The following is a 23,475-nucleotide window of genomic DNA, read 5'->3' as shown; positions in this document are numbered from 1 at the left end:
GACCATGAGCTTCAAAGCCACGCTCGGCCTCGCCGGCATTCTCCTGCTGCTGGGCCTCGGCGGCTGTGACAGCGCCGAGAAGGCGGCGGACAGCTTCGCCACCAAGGTGGAAGAAGCCGCTCGTGAACAGGTGCGGGAAACCCTGGGCGGGACCCTCGACGAGCTCGACAAGAAGGTCGACGAGGCCCAGAACCAGGGTCGCGCCTGGCTGGATCAGCACCGGCCCAAGCAGGAAAAGGAAGAGGCAACCCCGCCCCGGGCTACCCGATCGGTGGAGGGCGTCGAAGCCTGAGTCCTTGGTCGCAGAGGAGCGTAGGTTGGGTTGAGACGGCTCCATCGTCGAAGCCCAACAGTCCTAGAATCAAGCCAAGCCTGTTGGGCTTCGCTGTGCTCAACCCAACCTACGGTGACTCATCCGGCGGCGATGCTCGTAGGTTGGGCTGAGACGGCTCCATCGTCGAAGCCCACAAGACCCGCACCGAAGCTAGGCCCTGTTGGGCTTCGCTAACGCTCAGCCCAACCTACGGTCCTTTGGCGGCGATGCTCGTAGGTTGGGCTGAGATGGCTCCATCGTCGAAGCCCAACAGGACCCGCACCGAAGCTAGGCCCTGTTGGGCTTCGCTAACGCTCAACCCAACCTACCGCAGTCCTTGGGAGCAGCCTGACGCTCAGTACACCGCCACGATCTCCTGCCGGTGCACCTTTCCTTCCACCGTCACCGCTACCTCATCCCCCTCCTCGCGACCCAGCAGCGCCTGCCCCAGGGGCGCGCGTGGCGAGATCACCAGCACGTCCTGGCCATCGAGCCTGACCTTGAGCCCTGCCGCGTCCGGGCCGAGGAACAGCCAGCGGCTGGACGTCGCGGTGGTCAACTCGACCAGGGCGCCGACCCGGATGCCATCGCTCATGGGTACAGGCGTCAGCGTCCGGTAGGCGGCCAGGGCCAGCTCGATCTCGTGCAGACGCCGGCGCTGGCCGTCGGCCAGATAGGCCGCTTCCAGGCCGCGGGTGTCGTACTTGTTCTCGGCCTTGCTTTCGCTATGGGTAGCCGCTTCGTGGCTGGCTGTCAGCTGCTGGCTGATGACATCACGGTCGCCTTCCAGGGCCTGAAGAATGAGGGGAAGCAGTCGCGCTTTGTCCATGAACCGGTCGCCGGGGGCAAAGGGTGCGAGCCTAAGGCCAAAACCCGCCCGCTGCCAGCCCTCGGAGAACGTCCGTCCGGCCATTAGAACCCGTACGCGGGCCACCGGTCAGTACAAGGCAGAATGTAACAGGGCATAACAGATGCACACTCGTACCGGACTTACCTTGCTGGCTCGCGGCGGCTACGCCGCTCGTGGCCTCGTCTATCTCATCATCGGCGTGCTCGCCCTGCTGGCGGCGCGCGGTTCCGGCCAGCCGGCGGACAGCCATGACAGCCTGGAAGCCCTGCTCGCCCAGCCCTTCGGCCATTTCCTGGTCGGGCTGGTGGTGGTCGGCCTGGTCGCCTTCGCGGCCTGGCGCATCCTCCAGGCACTGCGCGACGTCGATCGCCATGGCAGCAAGCCCAAGGGCCTGGTGATTCGCGCCGGCCTGCTGGTGGGCGGCATCACCTATGGCGCCCTCGCCTTCTTCGCCCTGGGCCTGCTGATCAGCGGTCTGCGCCAGGGTGGCGGCTCGGGTGGCGACACCAATGACTTTCTACAGATGCTGCTCAGCTGGCCCTATTCCAACCTGCTGGTGTACGTCGCTGCGCTGATTCCCCTGGGTGTAGGGGTCGCGCACTTCGTGAAGGGCTGGAAGGCCAGCTTCGAGCGCTACCTTGAGGCCAGTCCCGAACAACTGCGGCTGATCCGCCCTATCGGTCGCTTCGGCCTGATCGCCCGCGGGGTGGCCTTCGTCGAGATCGCGGTCCTGCTGGTGGTCAGCGGTTCGCGCTACCAGGCGCTGCACCCGCCAGGCATGAAGGATGCGCTGAACGGTCTGCAGAACCTGCCCTTCGGTGCGCTGATCCTGTTGGTGGTCGGCCTCGGCCTGATCGCCTTCGCCCTCTACAGCTTTGCTGAAGCCTGGTGGCGGCGTATCGAGATGGATCTGCCGGATGTGGGTGGTTCGCTACGCCAGGTATTGCCGCGCTAGCTCAGGCCCCCAGCAGGGCCAGCCGCTCGCGCATGGCGCGCCAGTGGCTGCCCTCCCAGAACAGCTTGTCGCACGCTGGGCAGTGGAGAAAGGCCTGGTGACGGTCGCGAACCCGTATAGGGATGCGCTCGCTGACTTGCTCGAGAGCGACAGGCTGCAACTCCGCATTGCAGGTCAGGCAACGGGTAAAGGGCGCAACCCAGTGGCGCAAGGCCAGTCGCTCGAACAGCTCACCCAGTTGGGCTTCAGGCCGCAGTGCATGGATATAGCAGCCCTGCACCACTTGGCGCCGCTTGAGCAACTCGCGATCCCGGGTGAGCAGAAAACGTGCCTCACGGTTGGCCAACTCGGCCAGCGCCGGGTCGGCGTAGGCATTGTCGTATAGGGTATCGAAACCGGCCATGCGCAGCCGCCGCGCCAGGGCACCCAGGTGGGCGTCAGCGACAAAGCGCGGAGGCGCAATTGGTAGATCGCCAGGCCGCTTTTCATCCCTCGCGATCGCCATGGCGGGATGGACGACCACTTGATCGCCCTCTCGCAGACGCTGTGTCAGGGTGGCGGCCTGGCCATTGATCAGCAACAGTCCCACTTCGGTATGGGGTATGCCGAGCGCTTCGATCTGATGTTTGGCGCTCGCCACCGAGGCGCACTCGACCCAAACCGCCCGACCACGATGGGCCGGGGCCAGGAAGCGTTCGAGGGCGCCATGGAAGCGAAAACAGGCCTGGGTCATGGCCTCGACTATGCCAGCCCCAGGCCCTTGCACGCGTCCCTTCCGATGGATGACCCGCTAGGCTTCCACCTGGCTCCACTGCTTGTTCAGGCGCTTGTCCGACACCGGCATCCGGGTCCCCAGCTGCTGGGCCCAGAGCGATACCCGATACTCTTCCAGCATCCAGCGATAGAGTTCCAGGTTGGCATCGCGCTTGCCCTCCTGGCCATGCTTGGCGGCGCGGGCGCGGTACTGCTCCCAGAGCCCAGCCAGTTCGCCGCTCCAGACACGATCACGCTGTACCTGGCTGCCGAGCTTGTCGAAGCGCTGCTCGATGGCCTTGAGGTAGCGCGGGTATTCCTTGAGCCATTCCAGCGGCGTGTCCCGGACGAAGCCGGGATAGACCAGGCTGGCCAATTGCGCCTTGATGTCGTTCAGGGCCACCGCCTGGGCCAGGTCGATGCGACCTTTGAATTTCTTCTGCAGGCCATGCCAGAGCTTGAGGATCTCCAGGGTCAGGCGCGCGATGCGTTCGGCCTGTTCGGTCAAGCCCGCCTTGCGTCTCTCGGCAAGGGAGGCCAGCCCGGCACCATCCCGTGGCAGCTGGGCCTCGTCGGCGAGGATGGCGGCATCCAGGCTGGCCAGCAGGATGTCTTCCACCAGGGCTTCCGGACGTCCCAGTTCACGGTGCAGCAGGCCCAGCTCGGTGAGGCCGGGCAACTTGCCGCGCAGGAACTTGGCCTGCTCGGTCAGTTGCTGCAGCAGCAGTCGCTGCAGCGCCCGCCGGTGCTGGTAGCTGGCCTCGGCCTGGGTGGCAAAGCGGCCTTCGCGTACGGTGCCCTGCTCGTCCACCAGTGCCGGATAGACCGTCATCGACAGCCCTGCCACCTGCTGCTGGGTCTTGGCCGCCACCTCGGCGAAGGCCTTGGCCTCCACCGGGCGCTGCTCCTGACGCTTCTGTGTCGGTAGCGCCAGTGCCGCCTGGCTTTCCTGGGCGAAGCGCGCCGTCACCTCGGCCAGATCGCGACCTTCGCCCAGGGGCTTGCCCTGGGCATCGACGACTTCGAGATTCATGCGCAGATGAGGGTCCAGGCCGGCTTCGGCTTCCGGCCAGGCTTCGTCGGGAATGCGCGCGCCGGTCATGCGCTGCAGCTCACGCCCCAGGGCTTCGTGCAGCGACCCCTCACCGAAGGGGATCTTGTCCAGGGCGGCGCGGACGAAATCCGGCACCGGCACGAAGTTCTTGCGCAACGCCTTGGGCAGGTTGCGCACCAGCGCCACGCAGCGGTCGTACAACAGGCCGGGCACGAGCCAGTCGAGGCGCTGGGGCGGTAGCTGCGGCAGCAGCGGCGCGGGCACCCGCAGGGTGACGCCGTCGCGCGGATGGGTCGGATCGAATTCGTAGGACAGCGGCAGGATCAGTTCGCCCAGGCGCAGAGTGTCCGGGTACTGGGTCGCGGTGACCTCACTGGCTTCGCGGGCAAGGACGTCCTCTTCGCGCATCAGCAGCAGGTCGGGCTGCTTGGCGCTCTCGCGGCGGTACCAGCTGTCGAAGGTGGCGGTCTGGTAGACGTCCGCCGGCAACCGCGCGGCATAGTAGTCGAACAGCGTCTCCTCGTCGGCGAGGATGTCGCGGCGCCGTGCCTTGGCTTCCAGTTCGTCCAGCCGCTCCAGCAGTGCTCGGTTGGCGGCCAGGCACTTGGCGCGGCTATTGATCTCGCCACGCACCAGGCCCTCACGGATGAACAGCTCGCGGGCAGCAGGCGGATCGATGGGGCCGAAGTGCACCGGACGGCGACCCACCACGATCAGGCCATAGAGGGTAACCTGCTCAAAGGCCACTACCTGACCGCGCTTCTTCTCCCAATGGGGTTCCAGGTGGGTCTTCTTGACCAGATGGCCGGCCACCGGCTCGATCCAGTCCGGTTCGATCTTGGCCACCATGCGGGCGAACAGCTTGGTGGTTTCCACCAGTTCGGCGGCCATGATCCAGGTGGGCTTCTTGCGACCGATGACGCTGCTGGGATGGATCCAGAAGCGCCGCTGCCGGGCACCGAGGTAGTCACCGTCCTCGCTCTTCTGGCCGATCTGGCTGAGCAGACCGGCCAGAATGGCCTTGTGCAGCGCCGCATAACCGCGGGCGCGCACCGCTGCCTCGCTGGCCTCCGCCTGTTGCTGGGCCTTGGCGTTGACGCGCTTGTCGGTGGTGAGCACCGGCTTGTCGACGGTCTCCGCGGACGCCGGCGATGGGTTCTCTGTCTTGCGCGCCTTGAGTCCCAGCTCGCGGCACAGCAGAGTCAGCTGGCGATGGGCATCGCGCCATTCGCGCAGCCGCAGATAATTGAGGAAGTGCTTGCGGCACCAGCTGCGCAGGGCATTGGAACCCAGCGCCTGGCGCTGCTCTTCGAACCCGTGCCAGAGATTGACCAGGGCGGCGAAGTCCGAATCCGGGTCCTTCCATTGGGCGTGGGCCTGATCGGCCTGGGTCTGGCGATCCGCCGGACGCTCACGCGGGTCCTGCACCGACAGGGCGCTGGTAACGATCAGCACCTCGGCGAGACTGCCCTGCTCCGTCGCCTCCAGCAGCATGCGGCCCAGGCGTGGATCGACGGGCAGGCGCGCCAGTTGCCGACCCAGGGGCAGCAGTCGACCCTCGGCATCCACTGCCGAGAGCTCCTGCAACAGGGTGAAGCCGTCCTTGATCGCCTTGCCATCCGGCGGCTCGATGAAGGGAAAGTCCTCGATGCGCCCCAGACGCAGGTGCAGCATCTGCAGGATCACCGCCGCCAGGTTGGTGCGCAGGATCTCCGGATCGGTAAAGGTCGGGCGACCGAGGAAGTCCTCCTCGCTGTAGAGGCGAATGCAGATGCCGGGCTCGACCCGGCCGCAGCGGCCCTTGCGCTGGTTGGCGCTGGCCTGGGAGATAGCTTCGATCGGCAGCCGCTGGACCTTGGCGCGGTAGCTGTAGCGGCTGATGCGCGCCGTGCCGCTGTCGATCACGTAGCGGATCCCCGGCACGGTCAGCGAGGTCTCGGCAACGTTGGTGGCCAACACGATCTTGCGCCCGGGGCGTGGCTGAAAGATCTTCTGCTGTTCGGCCGGCGTCAGGCGCGCATAGAGCGGCAAGACCTCGGTGAATCGGAGCTGAGCCTTGCGCAAGACCTCCGCGCAATCACGGATCTCCCGTTCACCCGGCAGGAACACCAGGACATCGCCCGGGCGCTGGCCGACGCTGCGCTCGTGGGCTTCGATCTCGTCCAGCGCCTGAAGGATGCCCTGATCCACCGAGAGATCGTCCACCAGCCGCTCGCCGTCTTCGTCCACCTCGGCGCTGAGGGGACGGTACCAGGTATCCACCGGATAGGTACGTCCGGACACCTCGACGATGGGCGCGCCGTCGAAATGCTGGGAGAAGCGCTCCAGGTCGATGGTGGCCGAGGTGATGATCAGCTTGAGATCGGGCCGGCGCGGCAGCAGGGTCTTGAGAAACCCCAGCAGGAAATCGATGTTGAGACTGCGCTCGTGGGCCTCGTCGACGATGATCGTGTCGTAACGTTCGAGAAAGCGGTCGTGCTGGGTCTCGGCCAGCAGGATACCGTCGGTCATCAGCTTGATCAGGCTGGCATCGGTGCTCTGGTCCTCGAAGCGCACCTGATAGCCCACCAGTTCGCCCAGGGGCGAGCCAATTTCCTCGGCCACCCGGGCGGCCACGCTGCGCGCCGCCAGCCGGCGGGGCTGGGTGTGGCCGATCAGGCCGCGCACGCCCCTGCCCAGCTCCAGACAGATCTTCGGCAGCTGGGTGGTCTTGCCCGAGCCGGTCTCACCGGCGATCACCACCACCTGATGGCCTTCGATGGCGCGCTTGATCTCCTCGCGCTTGGCGGCGATGGGCAGGGCGTCGTCGTAGCGGATGCGCGGCACGCTGGCACGCCGTGCCTCGACCTTGGCGCAGGAGGCCTGGAAACGCTCCAGCCACTGGGCCTCGCGGGTCGGATCGGGCTGTTTCTGCAGGGCCTGGAGCTGGCGCCTCAGGCGATGGCGATCGGCGTTGAAGGCCTGATCCAGATTGGCGGCAAGACGGGCAACGGAGGGGGTATCGGTCATGAAACTCTTTCGACGGCGGTCGCTTGGACCGGTAAGTGTAAAAGAGTTGGGGGGTAAGGCGGGGCTTTACAAGAACGGCGGGCGGAAAACAGCGGGGCTGCACGCCCTTGCGCGACGTCTGGTCGCGCAAGGGCGGTACCGGATCAGCGCTTGGCCTGGACGCTGGCCATGTTCAGCTTGGCCGGCGGGGTACGCAGGGCCATGTCGAGGGACTGCAGGGCCTTCCAGGCATCCTGCTGCAGATCCGCCGGATCGGCGTGATCGAACTTGATCTTCTCCCCCGCAGCCGGCAGCGGCGGACGGGTGCCATAGATCAGCGCATAGAACACCGAGGCGGTCAGGTAGGTACCCGTGAAGGACGGATGGCTGCCATCGGGCAGGAACAGCCCGGGTTGCGGCTGATCGGCCAAGGCCTTCTGCCAGGCCTGGCCCACGGGTGCCAGCAGCGCGCCGGTCTCCTTGGCCAGGGGGGTGTAGACGCTGTCCAGCTGGGCCTGCATGGTCGAATTGTTCTGCCGCGCCCAGGTCAGGTAGAGGATCGGCTGGGCGCCGTCCTTGCGCGCCAGGTCGGCGATCAGGCGCACGTACTGACGGGTGAGGTCGGGATTCTTCACCGGCATCATGCTGTGGTCCTGGATCACCACGTAATCGTAGTTGGCCCTGGCCAGCTCGTCCTGCACGTCGTGGCGCTTCCAGTGTTGTTCGAGGCTCGCACCACTGAAGGTCACATGCTTGACGTCCAAGGGGCGCGACTGACCGGCCTCGACGGACATTTGACGGACCATCGCCGGCAGATCGTTGACGAAGGTGTAGCTATTGCCCACGAACAGGACGCGGATGGGCTCGCCGGCCTGAGCCTGGCCCAGCACGGTCGAGCCCAGCAACAGAAGGCCCAGCAAGGCCTGGCGTACGCGAATTCGCATGGTGTGTCCCCGAGGAGAGAGGTCTGAGGTGATGGCGGCAAAATGCCGCCTGCGGTTTATACCCGAACCTCTTGCGAAAACCATGCTTGACAAGGTACCGCGCCGCTACCAGTCGACGAGAGGTAGCGGTACGGGGGATATATCGAACCCCTGTTACGCCTTCTTGAGTTCGGCGTCACGCAGTTCGCGGCGCAGGATCTTGCCGACGTTGGTGGTCGGCAGACTGTCGCGGAATTCCACCAGCTTGGGTCGCTTGTAGCCGGTGAGATGATCGTGCATGTGCCTGAGCACCTGCTCGGTGGTCAGGGAAGCACCCGGTCTGGGCACCACGAACACCTTGATCTTCTCTCCCGCCACCTCGTCGGGAATGCCGATGGCCGCGCATTGCAGCACGCCAGGCAGCTGGGAAAGAACCTCTTCCAGCTCGTTAGGATAGACGTTGAAACCGGAGACCAGAATCATGTCCTTCTTGCGATCGACGATGCGCAGATAGCCATCCGGCTCGATCACGGCAATGTCGCCGGTGCGCAGCCAACCCTCGGTGTCGAGCACCTCGGCGGTGGCCTCGGGCCGCAGCCAGTAGCCCTTCATCACCTGAGGACCCTTGACGCACAGTTCGCCAGGGGTGTCGAAGCCCTGGGCCACGCCATCGGCATCCACCACCTTGCAGTCAGTACCCGGCACCGGCATGCCGATAGTACCCAGCCGACGACGCTCCAGCGGATTGAAGCTCACCACCGGACTGGTTTCGGTCATGCCGTAGCCTTCGCAGATGCCGCAGCCGGTGACCTCTTCCCAGCGCAGGGCCACGGATTGCTGCAGCGCCATGCCACCGGAAAAGGTCACCTTGAGCTGGGAGAAATCCAGCTGGCGGAAATCCTCGCTGTTGCACAGGGCGGCGAACAGGGTGTTGAGGCCGACGAAGCCGTTGAAGCGCCACTGCTTAAGTTCCTTGACCAGCGCCGGCAAATCGCGCGGATTGGTGATCAGGACGTTATGGTTGCCCTGGATCAGCATGGCCATGCAGTGAATGGTGAAGGCATAGATGTGGTAGAGCGGCAGCGGCGCGATCATGACCTGAGCGCCGCCGCCCAGGTACTTGGTCATCAGCACCTGGCACTGCAGCATGTTGGCCACCAGGTTGCGATGGGTCAGCATGGCGCCCTTGGCGATGCCGGTGGTGCCGCCGGTGTACTGCAGCACGGCGACGTCTTCCGCCGCCGGGTCGGCGTCGACGAAATCGACGTGCTCGCCCTTGGTCATGGCATCGACGAAGCGGATGGAATGGGGAATGCGGTAGGCCGGCACCATCTTCTTGACGTGGCGCACCACGGCATTGACCAGCAGTCGCTTGAAGGTCGGCAGCAGGTCGCCGACCTCGGTGACGATGACGTGGCGGATGTCGGTCTGCGGCAGCACCTGTTCGGCCAGGTGCGCCATGTTGGCCAGGCAGACCAGCGCCCGGGCGCCGGAATCCTTGAACTGATGCTGCATCTCGCGGGCGGTGTAGAGCGGGTTGGTATTGACCACCACCAGGCCGGCGCGCATGGCGCCAAAGACCACCACCGGATACTGCAGCACATTGGGCATCTGTACCGCGATGCGATCGCCCGGTTGCAGATCGGTGTGCTTCTGCAGGTAGGCAGCGAACTGACCGGACAGCTCATAGAGTTCACGGTAGCTCAGCGTCCGCCCCAGGTTGCTGAACGCCGGGCGTTCTGCATAGGTCTGGCAGGCCTCGCGAAATACCGCCAGGACGTTGCGATAACGGTCCAGGTCTATGTCTGTCTGGATGCCCTCAGGATACTTGTCACTCCAGAAATTCGGCATCATGCAGCCCGCTCCTGCTCTTGGTTATTGTCATGGGAGAGTGCCGTGATCAGCAGTGAACCGGCCCTGCGAGCCTAGCAGCTTTGCCCTAGCCGCAACAGCATCAATATCCGCCCTTTACGTCACTTAATGACCATATAGTCATTATCAGTCACGCTTCACGGCAGCTTTTCTGGGCGATGATTCGCCTCGGGCCCTGGGCCTGGGTAGAATGCCCGGCTTCGCGGCGTCCGCCGCCCTCTCACAGCTGCCGGAGCGCGTCATGAGTCTGACTGAAAACATCCCTTATGAGGCCCTCGAAATCGGCCAGAAGGCTACCGTGACCCGCACCATCGAGCAGCGCGATGTGCTGCTGTTCGCTGCCCTTTCCGGCGACTGCAATCCGCTGCACCTGGACGCCGATTTCGCGGCCAAGACGCTGTTTCGCGAACCCATCGCCCACGGCATGCTCAGCGGCGCCCTGATCAGCGCGGCGGTGGCCTGCAACCTGCCAGGTCCGGGCACCCTCTATGTCGACCAGACCATGACCTTCGAGAAGCCGGTCAAGCTGGGCGATACCCTGACGGTGGAGATCGAGGTGCTGGAGAAGCTGCCGAAATTTCGCGTGAACCTGGCCACCCGTGTCTTCAATCAGCACGGTGAAAAGGTCGTCGATGGCGTTGCCAAGGTGGTCGCCCCGCGCAAGCCGGTGCAGGTACAGCAGGTGGAACTGCCTCCCGTCACCGTCGGCTGATGTTCAGCCACGATCTGCTGCGCGTCGGCCTAACTGCGTTAAAACCGTCTTCGGAATGCTCATTTACCATTTGTAAACTCCGCTTCCTCAGGCGTTTTTGCCTTGTTTGGCTCTAGCTCGCTAGATCGTAAAACATAGCTTAGCAACACCACCTCAACTCAGATCGGCGAGGCCGCGCTGCAACGGGGCCTGCAGACTGAAATCGCTGAAGGCCACCTCCATGCCGCCCCGCTCCGGGGTGCCGCACACCGGGCCGACGCGGTATTCCGCTGCCACCGGCAAGCTGGCCAGCCGCAGCAGCGGCCAGCGCTGACCATCGAGGGAGGCCTGCACGCGCAGCGTGCCCTGGGTAAGGGTCACTCTCAGCCAGAGTTCTTCGTGATCACCGAGCGGCGCGCCCAGGGCCAGGTCGGAGCGGCCCTGGGTCAGTACGCTGAGCAGTTGCGGGGTGTCGTCGAAATAGCCGATGCCGGCGCGCAGCCAGTGGTGCTCATCGATCTGCACCATGATGCCGGCATGATCGCCCTGATTCTTGCAGCGCGCCGCTACCCGCAGTTGGGCAGTGAAGCCACTGTGGACCCGGGCGCCGAAGAAGTGGCCGCTGTCACGCTCGCCGCCGTCATGGGTCAGGCGCCAGAAGTCACTGTGGCGGTCGGTGATGACCCTCAGCCGAGCGGGCTCGGCCAGCCAGGTTTCGGGTTCGTTGATCCAGTGGCAGATGTCGAACATGGGGCTCTCCTCGCGTGCTGGCGCTTGGAGTCCGGACTGCCCCGCAAGTTCGTCTAGACCCCGCCTTTGAGGATGGCGGCGGCGATCTGGTTGAGACCGATTTCCTGCTCCACGGCGCCCAGCTTCATGGCTTCTTTGGGCATGCCGTAGACCACGCAGCTGTCCTCGTCCTGGCCGAGGGTGCGGCCACCGGCCTCGCGCAATTCCTTGAGGCCGCGCGCGCCGTCGTCGCCCATGCCGGTCATGATGATGCCCAGGGCGTTGCTGCCGGCGGCCCGGGCCACCGAGCGAAACAGCACGTCCACCGAAGGCCGGTGGCGACTGACCGGCGGCCCGTCGATGACGTCCACCTGGTACTGCGCGCCACTGCGCTTGAGCAGCATGTGCCGCCCACCCGGCGCGATGAGCACCCGGCCGGGCAGGACCCGGTCGCCGTGCCGGGCTTCGCGCACCTCCAGTTCGCAGAGGCGATCCAGCCGCTCGGCGAAAGCCGCGGTGAAACGCTCCGGCATGTGCTGCACCACCACGATGCCCGGGCAGACCCGCGGCAGTGTCGTCAGTACCGCTTCCAGCGCCTGGGTGCCGCCGGTGGAGGTACCCAGGGCGACGATGCGCTCGGTGGTACGGGCCATGGCCGGACTGCCGCCCGCCGGCAGGATGGCGTCGGCACTGAGCTTGGGCGTCGGTGTAACGGGCACGCCGCGCGGCACCAGGCGCTTGAGATTGGCCCGGGCCGCGGCCTTCACCGCACTGGTGAGGTCGTCCGAAGCATCCTTGAGGAATTGCTTGAGATTGGCCTGGGGCTTGGTGACGATGCTGACTGCCCCGGCGGCCATGGCCTGCAGGGTGGTAGCTGCGCCCTTTTCGGTCAGGGTCGAGCAGATCACCACCGGGGTCGGCCGCTCGGCCATGATCTTCTTGAGAAAGGTGATGCCGTCCATGCGCGGCATCTCTACGTCCAGCACGATGACGTCGGGCCACTGCTTGCGCATCTTGTCCTGGGCGAACACCGGGTCGGCGGCGACGCCCATGACCTCGATGGCCGGATCCTCCGCGAGACTCTGGGCGAGCACCTGCCGCACAACGGCCGAGTCGTCGACGATGAGGACCTTGATCTTGTTCATGGCGTAAATCTCGTAAGCGGCGGAACGTAGGTTAGCTCCACCTGTTGCATGAGCACCCGGCCGTCGACGAGGTCCAGGGACAGTTTGCGATGGCCGGCGCCGCGGACGTGAGTCCGCACCGTGCGCACACCCGCCTCGGCGAGCTGCGCCAGCGCGGCATCGACATTGATGTCGCCGATGTTGCGGACCCTTCCGCGCAGGATCTGGGGAAACATGTTGCCACCGCCGTAGAGGTGCACCTGATAGCCGGGCAGATCGCCACCGTGGCGCGCGACCGCATCCAGCATCAACTGCAGGGATTCGTCCACATAGTGGCCATCGATGGCGGTGGCGGCGCCCGGGGTCGGACGCTGGCGCTTGGGCAGCAGCGCATGAGTCATACCGCCGAAGCGACGCTGTGGATGCCAGAACACGAAAGCCACGCAGGAACCGAGGATGGTCCGGACACGGAGTTCTCCCCGGCCAAAATACCAGTCACCAGGGCGCAGGAAGACTTCCGGCACGGCAGCCATGATCAGAGCGGACGTTGATAGATGGACGGGCTGACCATCCTCAGCGCGTCGGTCACTCCGTTCAGGCTTTCGGAATGACTCACGAAGAAGTAACCACCGGGCCGCAGATGGCGAACCAGCCGCGATACCACCTGGCGCTTGGTCGGCAGATCGAAGTAGATCATCACGTTGCGCAGAAAGATGATGTCGAAGGTACCCATATCTGGCAGCGCGTTATTGAGGTTGATCTGCCGGAAGGAAATGCGCGCCGTCAGCCGGGGATCCACCAGAAAGGTGCCCTCGTTTTCGCCCACCCCCTTGAAGCAATAGCGCCGCAGTAGCGCCGGCGGGATGTCCTCGGCCTCCGCCAGGGGATACTGAGCGCTGCGCGCCTTGGCCAGTACCCGGGTGCTGAGGTCGGAGGCAACGATCTCCCAGGGTCGTTCGCCCAAGCCCTCGGCAAGGGTCATGGCCAGGGTATAGGGCTCCTCACCCGAGGAGCAGGCACCGCTCCACAGGCGCAGCGACTGGCGCCGATCCCAGTTCGGCAGCACCTGCTCACGGAGAAAGTCGAAGTGCTTGGGTTCGCGAAAGAAATAGGTCTCGTTGGTGGTCAGCAGATCGACCGCCATCTGGCACTCCGTCTGATCGCGCTGGATCAGCTGGAAGTAGGCGTCGTAGCTGGGCGTGCCACGCTGGCGCACACGCTTGGCGAGGCGGCCGCTCACCAGCGGGCGCTTGGCATCGGACATGCTGATGCCGGCGACCCGGAAGATGAAGCTGCGAAACTGCCGGAACTCGCTGTCGGTCAGCGCGGGAAGCTCCATGCACCCGTCCTCAGGCAGCCGTCATGGCGGCGAGCTGAGCGAGGTCGTCTTCGCCCAGCACCCGATCCATGTCGAGCAGGATGACGAAACCCGCACCCTGCTTGGCCATGCCGAGGATGAAATCGGTACGGATCGAGGCACCGAAGCGCGGCGCCGCCTCGATGGCGTCGGCGGCGATCTCCAGTACCTCACAGACCGCGTCCACCACGATGCCGAAGACCTGGGGGCCGCCGTCGACCTGGATTTCCAGTACCACGATGCAGCTGCGGCGAGAGGTTTCGCTCACCTGGTTGCGAAAGCGCACGCCAAGGTCCATCACTGGCACAGCCGCGCCACGCAGGTTGATGACGCCGCGGATGGCGGGCGGCAGCATGGGCACCGTGGTGACGGCACCGTACTCGATGATTTCCCGCACGCAGGCAGTGTTGACGCCGTAGAGATCACCGGCGAGCTGAAAGGTCAGAAACTGGCGGGATAGCATCAGGCTTGTTCCTCGAAACGGGCGAAACCGGCCGGCACACCACCACGCGGGGCGCGACGGGGAGTGTCGATCAGCGCAGAGGTGCGCTCGGCCAGACTCGGAGCCGGGCGATTGTTGGTGGGGCGCACGCTCTGTTGCGATGCCGATGTACTGCCCAGGGTGAAGTACTCCATCAGTTGCTGGAGCTGCTCGGCCTGGCCGCTCATCTCTTCCGCGGTGGCGGCCAGCTCTTCGGATGCCGAGGCGTTCTGCTGGGTGATCTGGCTCAGTTGCAGCATGGCGCCGTTGATCTGCTCGACACCGGCACTCTGCTCTTCCGAGGCAGCGGTGATCTCTTGCACCAGGTCGGAGGTCTTGTTGATGGACGGCACCATCTCGCCCAGCAGCGACCCGGCGCGCTCGGCCAGGGCCACGCTGCTCTTGGCCACGGTACCGATTTCCTGGGCCGCGACCTGGCTACGTTCGGCCAGCTTGCGCACCTCGGCAGCCACCACGGCGAAGCCCTTGCCGTGTTCACCGGCGCGAGCGGCTTCGATGGCGGCGTTGAGCGCCAGCAGGTTGGTCTGGTAGGCGATGTCGTCGACGATGCCGATCTTGTCGGCGATGGTCTTCATGGCCACCAACGTCTCGCGTACGGCCTGACCACCCTCGTCCGCCTCCCGCGCGGCCTTGCCGGCCATGCCGTCGGTGATCTTGGCGTTCTCGGTGTTCTGGGCGATGGAGGCCGACATCTCTTCGATGCTGGCGCTGGTTTCCTCGACGGAAGCCGCCTGCTCGGTGCTGGCCTGGCTCATGCTCTGGGCGGTGGCCGAGACCTCTTCGGAGGCACTGGCCAGGCCATCGGCCGAACTGCGCACATCGCTGATGATCTGCGCCAGGGTGGTGGTCATGGCCCGTACGGACGCCAGCATGCTGGTGGTGTCACCTTCACGGGTCGCCACCTCGACACTCAGGTCGCCCCGGGCAACGCGCTGCACCACCTCGGCGGCGTAGGCCGGCTCGCCGCCCAGCTGACGGATCAGGCTGCGAGTGATCAGGTAGCCGAGCAGGACGGCGATCAGGGTCGCCACGGCGCCGATCACCAGCATCAGGTTACGGGCGTCCATATAGGCAGCGGTGGCCGCTTCCCCGGCTTCCTGCATGCGCTGGGCCTGCAGATCATTGAGCGCGCCCAGGGCCGCGACCAGCTCGTTGTTGTTGGGGGCAAAAACGTTCAGCAGGTAGTCCCGGGCCTGACCGCGGTCACTGTCCAGCAGGCGAAAGAACTCGCCGTATTTGTCCTGCAAACGCTGACGCGCATCCACGGCGGCGGCCAGCTTTTGCTTGCCGTCATCACTGGTGATCTTCTTCTTCAGGTCAGCGAGGATCTCGCTGTTGTCCGCGCGGACCTTGGCGATGTCTTCCTTGGTCTTGGCCACGGCCGCTTCGTCAGTCAGCAGCAGCAGGTTGCGCATCAGGCGGCCGCTGTCCAAGGTGTTGCGCACCAGGGTGTTGGCCTGGACCGTCATAGGGAAACGGAACTGCGACATGTTGTCGGCCGAGGCCTTCATCGTTCCCATGTTCAGCAGGGCGACTCCCATGACCAAAAGCAGCATCAGGATGGCGGCCCCGAAACCGATCGCCAGCTTGGTCGAGACGCGAAGTTTATTCAGCATGGTGAAAGCGCCTCCGGCGCCTGTTACGACTGTATCGATAAGAAGGCGCCGGCCGGTAGGCCAGCGCTCATTGCCACCACGTCGGGGGACTATCTGGTGGCCTGGGCGAGACTCGCCAGTTCATGCACGTCGAGGACCTGAGCCACATCGAGCAGGGTCAGGAAGCCTTCCTCAGCCTTGACCATGCCGGAAATGAAATGCGCTGGCAGACGACTGCCAAACGACGGCGCGGGCCGGATATCGGCAGGTTCGATCTCCAGAACCTCACTCACCGCATCCACCACGACGCCCAGCACATGAGTGTCCTCGTCAGCGATAACTTCGAGGATGACAATGCAGGTGCGGGGTCCGACACGGGTTGGCGAGCCACCGAAGCGCGCCTCCAGATCAACGACGGGCACCACGGCGCCACGCAAGTTGATGACGCCACGGATGCACGCCGGCATCAGGGGCACCTGGGTCAGCTGGCCGAATTCGATGATCTCGCGCACGGCGAGGGTATCCACCGCGTAGGTTTCGCTACCGACCATGAAAGTCAGGTGCTGATGGCCCAGAGAATCCTGGACGATGTCGGGAAGCGTCAGGGTGTTCATGGGCTTTTACTCCGAGAAACGGATATAACCATCAGGCAGGCCGCTTGCAGTCTGCTGAGATCTACGGGCAGAGGCCGGAGCGGCGGCTCGTTTGACCGGGCGTACCTGCTCGATGGCGCGCTCGAGGTCTTGAACTGCACGGCCTTCGCCGGTGTTGAAGAAGCCCATGAGCTGTTGCAACTGCTCCGCTTGACCGCTCATTTCTTCAGCGGTCGCGGCCAGCTCTTCCGAGGCCGAGGCGTTCTGTTGGGTAATCTGGCTGAGTTGCAGCATGGCGCTATTGATCTGAGTGACTCCACTACTCTGTTCTTCGGACGCCGCAGCGATTTCCTGTACCAGATCGGAGGTCTTGCTGATGGACGGTACCATTTCGTCGAGCAGTGACCCGGCGCGCTCCGCCAGGGCCACGCTGCTCTTGGCCACGGTGCCGATTTCCTGGGCCGCGACCTGGCTGCGTTCGGCCAGCTTGCGTACCTCGGCGGCTACCACGGCGAAGCCCTTGCCGTGTTCACCGGCGCGGGCAGCCTCGATGGCGGCGTTGAGCGCCAGCAGGTTGGTCTGGTAGGCGATGTCGTCGACGATGCCGATCTTCTCGGCGATGGTCTTCATGGCGATCAGGGTCTCGCCCACCGCGTCACCGCCTTCGCTCGCCTCACGCGCAGCCTTGCCAGCCATGCCGTCGGTGACCTTGGCGTTCTCGGTGTTCTGGGCGATGGAGGCTGACATCTGCTCGACGCTGGCACTGGTCTCCTCCACCGAGGCGGCCTGTTCGGTACTGGCCTGACTCATGCTCTGGGCGGTGGCGGAAATCTCTTCCGAGGCACTGGCCAGGGCATCGGCCGACAGACGCACGTCGCCAATGATCTGGTTCAGCTTGCCTACGGTGCCGTTGATCGACTCCTTGAGTTCCAGCAGTTGGCCTTGATAGTCACCGCGTACGGTGCGGCTCAGGTCACCCTGGGCCAGCCCGGCCATCACGCCCATGGCTTCGTTGACCGGGGCGACGATGGCGTCGAGGGTGCCGTTGATGCCAGCGACGATGCGGCGGAAATCGCCCTGGTGGGCACTGGCGTCGGCGCGGGTGTCCAGGCGACCGGCCATGGCGGCCTGGCTCAGCTGGTTGGCGTCCTCGACCAGGCGCTGGATGTTGCTGCGCACCTGTTCGAGGTTGTCGTTGATCACGGCCTTCTGGCCGGGGAAGCGCTCCAGTGCCACCGACAAATCGCCTTCGCCAAAGCTCTTGACGCAAGCCATGGCCTTGGCGGAATCGCTCAGATGGCCGGCGACCATGCCATTGACGCCTTCGGCCATGCTGCGATAGGCACCCTGGAATTGCTCTGCCGGTATGCGCACCGCGGTTTCACCGCGGTCATGGGCCGAGGACATGCTGCTCATTTCCGTGATCAGGCCACGCAGGGTGGTGACCATGTTCTGCATGGCCGCCATCAGGCTGGTCTTGTCCTCGGCGCGCAGCTTGATGTCGTCAGGCAAATCACCGGCGGCCACGCGGCCGGCCAGGGTGGCGACTGCGGCGGGCTCACCGCCCAGCTGACGCAACAGGTTGCGGGTGATGAAGAAGCCCAGCAGGGCGACGGCAAGCAGCGTGGCCAGGGCGATGGACAGCGCCAGCCAGGTTGCCTCGACCTTGGTCTTCTGAGCGACCTGCACGCCCTGCTGCGCCAGGGTCTGGTTGTAGGTGACGTGCTCGTCGAGGGCCTTGTTGATGGCGGCCAGCACCTCGGTGCGGCTGCGCATCAGGGTCTGGGCATCCTCGTTGCGATTCTGCCGCGACAGGCTGATGACCTGGTCGCCCAGGCCGAACAGCGCATTGAAGGCGGCCCGGTCGGCCGCCAACAGAGCGCGATCACGGTCGTCCGAGACCAGCGCCTGGTACTTGTCGAGGTTCTGGCCGATGCGCTCCTTGGCCACGGCCAGGTCCTGCTCCACGGTGGTCATGGCTTCGCTGCTGGTCGACAGCACGTGACGATAGATGCCCACCACGTAGTCGGAGCGGCTGTCGTTGACCTCACCGAGGGCCTTCAGGCTGGGCACGGTGTTGTCGTTGCCATAGTTGGCCGCCTGGAACACCTTGTCGATTTCGTATTGCCCGGTGCCGGCCAGCACCATGATGCCCAATAGCGCGGACAGCACCAGCAGCAGCATTTTCTTGATGACAGTCATGTCGATGGTCTCAAAAAGGCCACCTGGAGGTGGCCGTTGGATAAGGGATCAGGATTCGAAAGGAACGTAGCCTTCGGGCGCGGGGCCCGAGGTACCTGTGCGTACCACCTTGCCCGGCGCTCGCGTCACCTTGAGCCGCGAAGCCTCCAGTGCCCGATCCAGGTCCTGCACCACCCGGCCTTCACCGGTATTGAAGAACCCCATCAGCCGTTGCAGCTGCTCGGCCTGACCGCTCATCTCTTCAGCGGTGCCTGCCAGCTCTTCGGACGCCGAGGCGTTCTGCTGAGTGATCTGACTCAGTTGCAGCATGGCGCCGTTGATCTGGCTCACCCCACTGCTCTGCTCTTCGCTGGCCGCGGCGATTTCCTGCACCAGATCGGAGGTCTTGCTGATGGAAGGCACCATCTGGTCCAGCAGGGTGCCGGCACGCTCGGCCAGGGCCACACTGCTCTTGGCCACGGTGCCGATTTCCTGGGCCGCGACCTGGCTGCGCTCGGCCAGCTTGCGTACCTCGGCAGCGACCACCGCAAAGCCCTTGCCGTGTTCACCGGCGCGGGCAGCCTCGATGGCGGCGTTGAGCGCCAGCAGGTTGGTCTGGTAGGCGATGTCGTCGACGATGCCGATCTTCTCGGCAATGGTCTTCATGGCCACCAGGGTCTCACCGACGGCCTGACCGCCCTCATCGGCTTCTCGGGCCGCCTTGCCGGCCATGCCATCGGTGACCTTGGCGTTCTCGGTGTTCTGGGCGATGGAGGCCGACATCTGCTCGACGCTGGCACTGGTCTCCTCCACCGAGGCGGCCTGCTCGGTACTAGCCTGACTCATGCTCTGGGCGGTAGCTGATATCTCTTCCGAGGCGCTGGCCAGGGAATCGGCCGACAGACGCACATCGCCGATGATCTGGTTCAGCTTGCCAACGGTGCCGTTGATCGACTCCTTGAGCTCCAGCAACTGGCCCTGGTAATTACCGCGCACGGTGCGGCTCAGGTCGCCCTGGGCCAGACCTGCCATCACGCCCATGGCTTCGTTTACCGGGGCGACAATGGCATCCAGGGTGCCGTTGATGCCGGCGACGATACGGCGGAAATCACCCTGGTGGGCGTTGGCATCGGCGCGCGTATCCAGGCGACCGGCCATGGCGGCCTGGCTCAGCTGGTTGGCGTCCTCGACCAGGCGCTGGATGTTGCTGCGCACCTGTTCGAGGTTGTCGTTGATCACCGCCTTCTTGCCAGGGAAGCGCTCCAGCGTCGCCGCCAGATCGCCCTCGCCAAAGCTCTTGACGCAGGCCATGGCCTTGGCGGAATCGTTCAGATGGCCAGCGACCATGGCGTTGACGCCTTCGGCCATGCTGCGGAAGGTGCCTTGGAAGCGCTCCACCGGAATGCGCGCATCGGTTTCGCCGCGATCATGGGCCTGGGAGAGCTGCACCATCTCCGCTACCAGCAGCTGGATGTTGTCGCGCACCTGCTCGAGGTTGTCGTTGATCACGGCCTTCTTGCCAGGGAAGCGTTCCAGCGTCGCCGCCAGATCGCCTTCGCCAAAGCTCTTGACGCAGGCCATGGCCTTGGCGGAATCGCTCAGATGGCCGGCGACCATGGCGTTGACGCCTTCGGCGACATTGCGGAAGGTGCCCTGGAAGCGCTCCAGGGGAATACGGGCTTCGGTCTCGCCGCGATCGTGCTCGCTGGCCATGGTGGTCATCTCCTGCACCAGACCGCGTAGGGTCACCACCATGCGCTGCATGGCGGCCATCAGGCTGGAGTCGTCGCCTGCGCGCAGGCGCAGATCATCGGGTAGATCGCCCGCGGCGGTCCGGTTGGCGACCTTGGCCACCTCGGCCGGCTCGCCACCCAGCTGACGCAGCAGGTTGCGGGTGATGAAGAAGCCCAGCAGGCCGATCATCAGCAGGGTCGCCAAGGAAATGCCAACCGACAGCACCGTGGCCTGGCCCAGGGTATCCCGGGCCAGGGCGGATTGTTCACCGCCCAGTTTCTGGTTGTAGAGGCGATGGGCATCGAGAGCGTCACCCACATGGGTGATCGTCTCCTGGTTCTCGCCGAGCAGCCGCTTGACCTCGTCATCCTGGCTGGCGCGGGACAGCGGGATGACCTTGGCCGCCAGTTGGTTCAGGGCGGCGATCGCCTGCTTGTCGTCTTCCCACAGGCGCCGATCGGTGTCGTCGGAAATCTGATCCTGATAGGCCTTGAGCGCCTCGTCGGTCAGGCGCTGGGATTCAGCGAGTTCCTTTTCCGCCATTCGTGTGGCGACCTCGCCATCGGCAGCGAGGTGACGATAGATGTTGGTGATGGTGTCGGCGGAGTGGGCGTCGATGGCATCGATGCCAAGAATGGCCGGCACGGTGTCGTCGTTGCCGAAGTTGGCCTGTGCATAGACCCGATGCAATTGATAATAGGCCAGCCCGGCGAGCAGGATGATCCCCAGCAGCGCGGAAAGGATCAGCAGGGACATGCGTTTGGTAACGGTCATGAAGTCGAATTCTCTAGTCGATCAGGCCAGGACGGGCGGAGGGATGGAGACGGAGGCGGAGGACGCCTCGCCGATCAGGCCAGGTACGTTGAGGATCAGCGCCACCTCGCCGGTACCCAGGATGGTGAAGCCGCCCAGACTGCGATTGTGGCCGAACAGCGGACCCAGGGGCTTGATCACGGTCTGGAACTCGCCCATCAGCTGGTCGACCACCAGGCCGGCGCGCTGGCCGGCATAGCGCACCACTACCACGTTCTGCCGCCGCGGCGGCGCTTCCTCGATGGCGAACAGCTGGCGCAGACGCAGCACCGGCAGGACCTCGCCGCGCAGGTCGAGATAGTCGTTGCCGCTGGCCTGGACGCTGCCCGCCTCGGTCAACTCGATGCACTCCTCCACCGCTTCCAGGGGCACCACGTAGGTGGCCTTGCCGACACCGATGAGGAAGCCGTCGATGATCGCCAGGGTCAGCGGCAGGCGGATGGTCACGGTAGTACCGCGGCCCTCTTCGCTGGTGAGGTCGACGCTGCCGCGCAGGGCGGTGATGTTCTTTTTCACCACGTCCATGCCAACGCCGCGGCCGGACAGGTTGCTGATCTGCTCGGCGGTGGAGAAACCCGGCTCGAAGATCAGGTTGAAGACGTCCTTGTCGGCCAGCACCTGGCCTTCGGCGATCAGGCCGCGCTCGGTGGCCTTGCGCAGGATGCGCTCGCGCGATAGACCGCCACCGTCGTCGGTGACTTCGATGACGATGCTGCTCGACTCGTGATAGGCGTTCAGGCCCACGGTACCCTGGGCCGGCTTGCCGCGCGCCAGGCGCAGCTCGGCGGATTCGATGCCATGGTCCATGGCATTGCGGATCAGGTGGGTCAGCGGATCGCCGATCTTTTCCACCACGGTCTTGTCCAGCTCGGTCTCGCCGCCACTGATCTTCAGGGCGATGTCCTTGCCGATTTCCTTGGAAACGTCACGCACCACGCGCTGGAAGCGGTTGAAGGTGGTGCCGATCTGCACCATGCGCAGGGTCAGGGCGGTGTCGCGCACCTCTTCCACCAGGCGCGACAGCACCCCGGTGGATTCCACCAGCGCGGCCAGACCGCTCTGCTGGGCGATGAGCTGGGTACCGGCGCCGGCGATGATGAGCTCGCCGATCAGATCGATCAGCTGGTCGAGCTTGGTGGCGTCGATGCGGATCAGCTGGCCTTCACCGGCCGGCGCCCGCTGCTCCTTGATCTTGCGCTGCTTGTTCAGCGCGGCATCCACCACGGGCGGATTGACCAGTTGGGCTTCCACCAGGGCTTCGCCGATGGGCTGACGCGGCGTCGCCGGATCCGCCTGGCGGCGCAGGACCTCATCAAGCTCGGTGGCGGTCAGAGTGCCGCAGCGCACCAGGATCTCACCCAGGCGCAGATCTTCCTCGGCCAGGTCCTCGATCAGCTGGCAATAGTCGCTGCTGCGGCTATGGGGCGGCAGGATGCGGATCTGGCTGTCTTCGCGAACGAACTCGAAGGCCGCCTCGATGGTTTCCTTGTCGGCCTCGCTGTCGAAGGCGACTTCGAAGCCCAGGTAGCAGGTCTCCGGATCCATCTCGGCCGCCGGCGGAATGGCATCGGTCAGGGTCACGATGTTGACGATACGGCCGAAGCTGTTGAGGTAACGCACGAAGGCCAGCGGATCCATGCCGTTACGCAGCATGTCCGGGCCGAAACGCAGCGACAGGTGCCAGTGGCCGGCGGCCACGCCGTCCACCGGCGCCGTCAGGGTCCGAGGAGCGGCGGTGGGCTGGGTCACCTTGGCGCTCGGCTGCAGGTAGTGCTCCAGGCGTTGCACCAGCGCCGCGCCTGCAGCCTGGAAATCCGCCTCGGGTTCGCTGCCGGAAGATACCCGGGCGATCAGGCCGTTGAGGTGGTCGCAGACCTCCAGAAACAGTGCCGACAGGGTTTCGTCGAAAGCCAGCTCATTGCTGCGAATGCGGTCGAGCACGCTTTCCGCGACATGGGTGAAGGCGACCACATGGTCCAGGCCGAACAGCCCCGCCGAACCCTTGATGGTGTGGGCGGCGCGAAAGATGGCGTTGATCAGCTCGACGTCGTCCGGCGCCTGCTCGATCTGCAGCAGCGCAGCTTCCATCTGCTGCAGCAGCTCCTCGCTCTCGGCGATGAAAGTCTTGAGGATCTCGTCCAGATTCATGCGGCTACTCCTTCGGCAGCAGCCGTGAAGAAGTCGGTGAGGCCAGCCAGCTCCAGCAACTCGGTTACGGCCGGGCTGGGATCGACCAGTTCGAGGCTACCGCCCAGCCGCTGGGCCTCCCGGTGGGCCAACAGCAGCAGTTGCAGACCGGCCGAATCGAATTCGTCGACCTCGGCCAGTTCCAGCGCCACGGTGACCCCGGCAGTCAGGGGCTCCATCAGCAGCGGCTTGCTGTCCGCCGCGGTATAGATGGTCAGCGGCCCGACAAGGGGCAACCGGGTACGAACGACATCGCTCATG

The 23,475-nt window shown here is 65.1% G+C and carries 19 protein-coding genes and 1 pseudogene; 3 read left to right on the top strand and 17 right to left on the bottom strand.

From position 1 onward, the window contains the following. Positions 1-4 precede the first annotated feature (4 nt). Complete coding sequence (locus tag PJ259_RS02315) at positions 5-292, top strand: hypothetical protein (RefSeq protein WP_059314481.1); 288 nt, start codon at positions 5-7, stop codon at positions 290-292. Between the two features lie 376 nt (positions 293-668). Here PJ259_RS02315 and PJ259_RS02310 read toward each other — a convergent pair whose 3' ends face one another. After that, the gene (locus PJ259_RS02310; RefSeq protein ID WP_271654570.1) at positions 669-1,142 is read right to left on the bottom strand and encodes a GreA/GreB family elongation factor; all 474 of its coding nucleotides are present in this window, start codon (positions 1,140-1,142) and stop codon (positions 669-671) included. A 142-nt stretch (positions 1,143-1,284) separates the two neighbouring features. Between PJ259_RS02310 and PJ259_RS02305 the strand changes: the two genes are divergently transcribed. Beyond that, positions 1,285-2,118: a DUF1206 domain-containing protein gene (locus PJ259_RS02305; protein WP_271654569.1), complete on the top strand. Its 834-nt coding sequence runs from the start codon at positions 1,285-1,287 to the stop codon at positions 2,116-2,118. 1 nt (position 2,119) lies between these two features. Here the strand turns inward: PJ259_RS02305 and PJ259_RS02300 are convergent, their stop codons facing one another. From PJ259_RS02300 to PJ259_RS02285, 4 genes are all read right to left on the bottom strand, one after another. Further along, positions 2,120-2,851: a Mut7-C RNAse domain-containing protein gene (locus PJ259_RS02300; RefSeq protein ID WP_271654568.1), complete on the bottom strand. Its 732-nt coding sequence runs from the start codon at positions 2,849-2,851 to the stop codon at positions 2,120-2,122. Positions 2,852-2,908: 57 nt separating this feature from the next. Further along, a complete protein-coding gene (gene hrpA, locus PJ259_RS02295) occupies positions 2,909-6,934 on the bottom strand; it encodes an ATP-dependent RNA helicase HrpA (RefSeq protein WP_271654567.1) in 4,026 nt (1,341 codons plus the stop codon). A gap of 143 nt (positions 6,935-7,077) precedes the next feature. Next, positions 7,078-7,857, bottom strand: a complete 780-nt coding sequence (locus tag PJ259_RS02290) for an SGNH/GDSL hydrolase family protein (RefSeq protein WP_059314476.1) — start codon at positions 7,855-7,857, stop codon at positions 7,078-7,080. A 153-nt stretch (positions 7,858-8,010) separates the two neighbouring features. Beyond that, complete coding sequence (locus PJ259_RS02285) at positions 8,011-9,690, bottom strand: long-chain fatty acid--CoA ligase (protein ID WP_271654566.1); 1,680 nt, start codon at positions 9,688-9,690, stop codon at positions 8,011-8,013. Between the two features lie 259 nt (positions 9,691-9,949). Here PJ259_RS02285 and PJ259_RS02280 point away from each other — a divergent pair, with 259 nt between their 5' ends. Beyond that, a complete protein-coding gene (locus PJ259_RS02280) occupies positions 9,950-10,420 on the top strand; it encodes a MaoC family dehydratase (RefSeq protein ID WP_059314474.1) in 471 nt (156 codons plus the stop codon). 153 nt (positions 10,421-10,573) lie between these two features. On the opposite strand, the gene PJ259_RS02275 is transcribed toward PJ259_RS02280, so the two are convergent. The 12 genes and pseudogenes from PJ259_RS02275 to PJ259_RS02225 all read right to left on the bottom strand — a co-directional run bounded on the left by PJ259_RS02275 (position 10,574) and on the right by PJ259_RS02225 (position 23,474). Next, positions 10,574-11,149, bottom strand: a complete 576-nt coding sequence (locus PJ259_RS02275; RefSeq protein WP_271654565.1) for a DUF1349 domain-containing protein — start codon at positions 11,147-11,149, stop codon at positions 10,574-10,576. A 53-nt stretch (positions 11,150-11,202) separates the two neighbouring features. After that, positions 11,203-12,273 (bottom strand): protein-glutamate methylesterase/protein-glutamine glutaminase, encoded by a 1,071-nt coding sequence (locus PJ259_RS02270; protein ID WP_059314472.1) that lies wholly within the window; start codon positions 12,271-12,273, stop codon positions 11,203-11,205. Continuing rightward, positions 12,270-12,785: a chemotaxis protein CheD gene (locus tag PJ259_RS02265; protein ID WP_271654564.1), complete on the bottom strand. Its 516-nt coding sequence runs from the start codon at positions 12,783-12,785 to the stop codon at positions 12,270-12,272. The genes PJ259_RS02270 and PJ259_RS02265 overlap by 4 nt, the downstream gene beginning before the upstream one ends. Positions 12,786-12,787: 2 nt before the next feature. Then, positions 12,788-13,591, bottom strand: coding sequence for a CheR family methyltransferase (locus PJ259_RS02260; RefSeq protein ID WP_059314470.1), 804 nt, complete (start codon positions 13,589-13,591; stop codon positions 12,788-12,790). Between the two features lie 10 nt (positions 13,592-13,601). Continuing rightward, positions 13,602-14,072 carry a chemotaxis protein CheW gene (locus PJ259_RS02255; protein ID WP_059314469.1) on the bottom strand — a complete coding sequence of 157 codons (471 nt, stop codon included), beginning with the start codon at positions 14,070-14,072 and terminating at the stop codon, positions 13,602-13,604. Further along, on the bottom strand, positions 14,072-15,727 hold the full coding sequence (locus PJ259_RS02250) for a methyl-accepting chemotaxis protein (protein WP_271654563.1): 1,656 nt from the start codon (positions 15,725-15,727) through the stop codon (positions 14,072-14,074). The genes PJ259_RS02255 and PJ259_RS02250 overlap by 1 nt, the downstream gene beginning before the upstream one ends. 89 nt (positions 15,728-15,816) lie before the next feature. Further along, the gene (locus PJ259_RS02245; RefSeq protein WP_271654562.1) at positions 15,817-16,320 is read right to left on the bottom strand and encodes a chemotaxis protein CheW; all 504 of its coding nucleotides are present in this window, start codon (positions 16,318-16,320) and stop codon (positions 15,817-15,819) included. Positions 16,321-16,326: 6 nt separating this feature from the next. After that, the gene (locus PJ259_RS02240; protein ID WP_271654561.1) at positions 16,327-18,501 is read right to left on the bottom strand and encodes a HAMP domain-containing methyl-accepting chemotaxis protein; all 2,175 of its coding nucleotides are present in this window, start codon (positions 18,499-18,501) and stop codon (positions 16,327-16,329) included. 48 nt (positions 18,502-18,549) lie between these two features. Further along, positions 18,550-20,253 (bottom strand): methyl-accepting chemotaxis protein, encoded by a 1,704-nt coding sequence (locus PJ259_RS02235; protein ID WP_442964881.1) that lies wholly within the window; start codon positions 20,251-20,253, stop codon positions 18,550-18,552. A gap of 231 nt (positions 20,254-20,484) precedes the next feature. Next, a pseudogene (locus tag PJ259_RS22815) lies at positions 20,485-20,988 on the bottom strand (MCP four helix bundle domain-containing protein); the annotation flags it as partial. A gap of 21 nt (positions 20,989-21,009) precedes the next feature. Then, positions 21,010-23,175 carry a chemotaxis protein CheA gene (locus PJ259_RS02230; protein WP_059314465.1) on the bottom strand — a complete coding sequence of 722 codons (2,166 nt, stop codon included), beginning with the start codon at positions 23,173-23,175 and terminating at the stop codon, positions 21,010-21,012. Then, on the bottom strand, positions 23,172-23,474 hold the full coding sequence (locus PJ259_RS02225; RefSeq protein ID WP_059314464.1) for an STAS domain-containing protein: 303 nt from the start codon (positions 23,472-23,474) through the stop codon (positions 23,172-23,174). Before PJ259_RS02225 ends, PJ259_RS02230 begins: the two co-directional genes overlap by 4 nt. Position 23,475 lies beyond the last annotated feature (1 nt).

The sequence above is a fragment of the Pseudomonas sp. JBR1 genome (assembly GCF_028198185.1).
In the GTDB taxonomy this organism is placed as follows: domain Bacteria; phylum Pseudomonadota; class Gammaproteobacteria; order Pseudomonadales; family Pseudomonadaceae; genus Chryseomonas; species Chryseomonas oryzihabitans_E.
Note: the sequence above shows the minus strand (reverse complement) of the source record. Positions and strands in the feature narration are given on the sequence as shown.

What these genes read in the sequence shown, in the direction of transcription:
- PJ259_RS02315 (WP_059314481.1), top strand. Translation starts at nt 5, where the DNA reads ATGAGCTTCAAAGCCACGCTCGGCCTCGCCGGCATTCTCCTGCTGCTG.
- PJ259_RS02310 (WP_271654570.1), bottom strand. Translation starts at nt 1,142, where the DNA reads ATGGACAAAGCGCGACTGCTTCCCCTCATTCTTCAGGCCCTGGAAGGC.
- PJ259_RS02305 (WP_271654569.1), top strand. Translation starts at nt 1,285, where the DNA reads ATGCACACTCGTACCGGACTTACCTTGCTGGCTCGCGGCGGCTACGCC.
- PJ259_RS02300 (WP_271654568.1), bottom strand. Translation starts at nt 2,851, where the DNA reads ATGACCCAGGCCTGTTTTCGCTTCCATGGCGCCCTCGAACGCTTCCTG.
- hrpA (WP_271654567.1), bottom strand. Translation starts at nt 6,934, where the DNA reads ATGACCGATACCCCCTCCGTTGCCCGTCTTGCCGCCAATCTGGATCAG.
- PJ259_RS02290 (WP_059314476.1), bottom strand. Translation starts at nt 7,857, where the DNA reads ATGCGAATTCGCGTACGCCAGGCCTTGCTGGGCCTTCTGTTGCTGGGC.
- PJ259_RS02285 (WP_271654566.1), bottom strand. Translation starts at nt 9,690, where the DNA reads ATGATGCCGAATTTCTGGAGTGACAAGTATCCTGAGGGCATCCAGACA.
- PJ259_RS02280 (WP_059314474.1), top strand. Translation starts at nt 9,950, where the DNA reads ATGAGTCTGACTGAAAACATCCCTTATGAGGCCCTCGAAATCGGCCAG.
- PJ259_RS02275 (WP_271654565.1), bottom strand. Translation starts at nt 11,149, where the DNA reads ATGTTCGACATCTGCCACTGGATCAACGAACCCGAAACCTGGCTGGCC.
- PJ259_RS02270 (WP_059314472.1), bottom strand. Translation starts at nt 12,273, where the DNA reads ATGAACAAGATCAAGGTCCTCATCGTCGACGACTCGGCCGTTGTGCGG.
- PJ259_RS02265 (WP_271654564.1), bottom strand. Translation starts at nt 12,785, where the DNA reads ATGGCTGCCGTGCCGGAAGTCTTCCTGCGCCCTGGTGACTGGTATTTT.
- PJ259_RS02260 (WP_059314470.1), bottom strand. Translation starts at nt 13,591, where the DNA reads ATGGAGCTTCCCGCGCTGACCGACAGCGAGTTCCGGCAGTTTCGCAGC.
- PJ259_RS02255 (WP_059314469.1), bottom strand. Translation starts at nt 14,072, where the DNA reads ATGCTATCCCGCCAGTTTCTGACCTTTCAGCTCGCCGGTGATCTCTAC.
- PJ259_RS02250 (WP_271654563.1), bottom strand. Translation starts at nt 15,727, where the DNA reads ATGCTGAATAAACTTCGCGTCTCGACCAAGCTGGCGATCGGTTTCGGG.
- PJ259_RS02245 (WP_271654562.1), bottom strand. Translation starts at nt 16,320, where the DNA reads ATGAACACCCTGACGCTTCCCGACATCGTCCAGGATTCTCTGGGCCAT.
- PJ259_RS02240 (WP_271654561.1), bottom strand. Translation starts at nt 18,501, where the DNA reads ATGACTGTCATCAAGAAAATGCTGCTGCTGGTGCTGTCCGCGCTATTG.
- PJ259_RS02235 (WP_442964881.1), bottom strand. Translation starts at nt 20,253, where the DNA reads ATGGCCGCCATGCAGCGCATGGTGGTGACCCTACGCGGTCTGGTGCAG.
- PJ259_RS02230 (WP_059314465.1), bottom strand. Translation starts at nt 23,175, where the DNA reads ATGAATCTGGACGAGATCCTCAAGACTTTCATCGCCGAGAGCGAGGAG.
- PJ259_RS02225 (WP_059314464.1), bottom strand. Translation starts at nt 23,474, where the DNA reads ATGAGCGATGTCGTTCGTACCCGGTTGCCCCTTGTCGGGCCGCTGACC.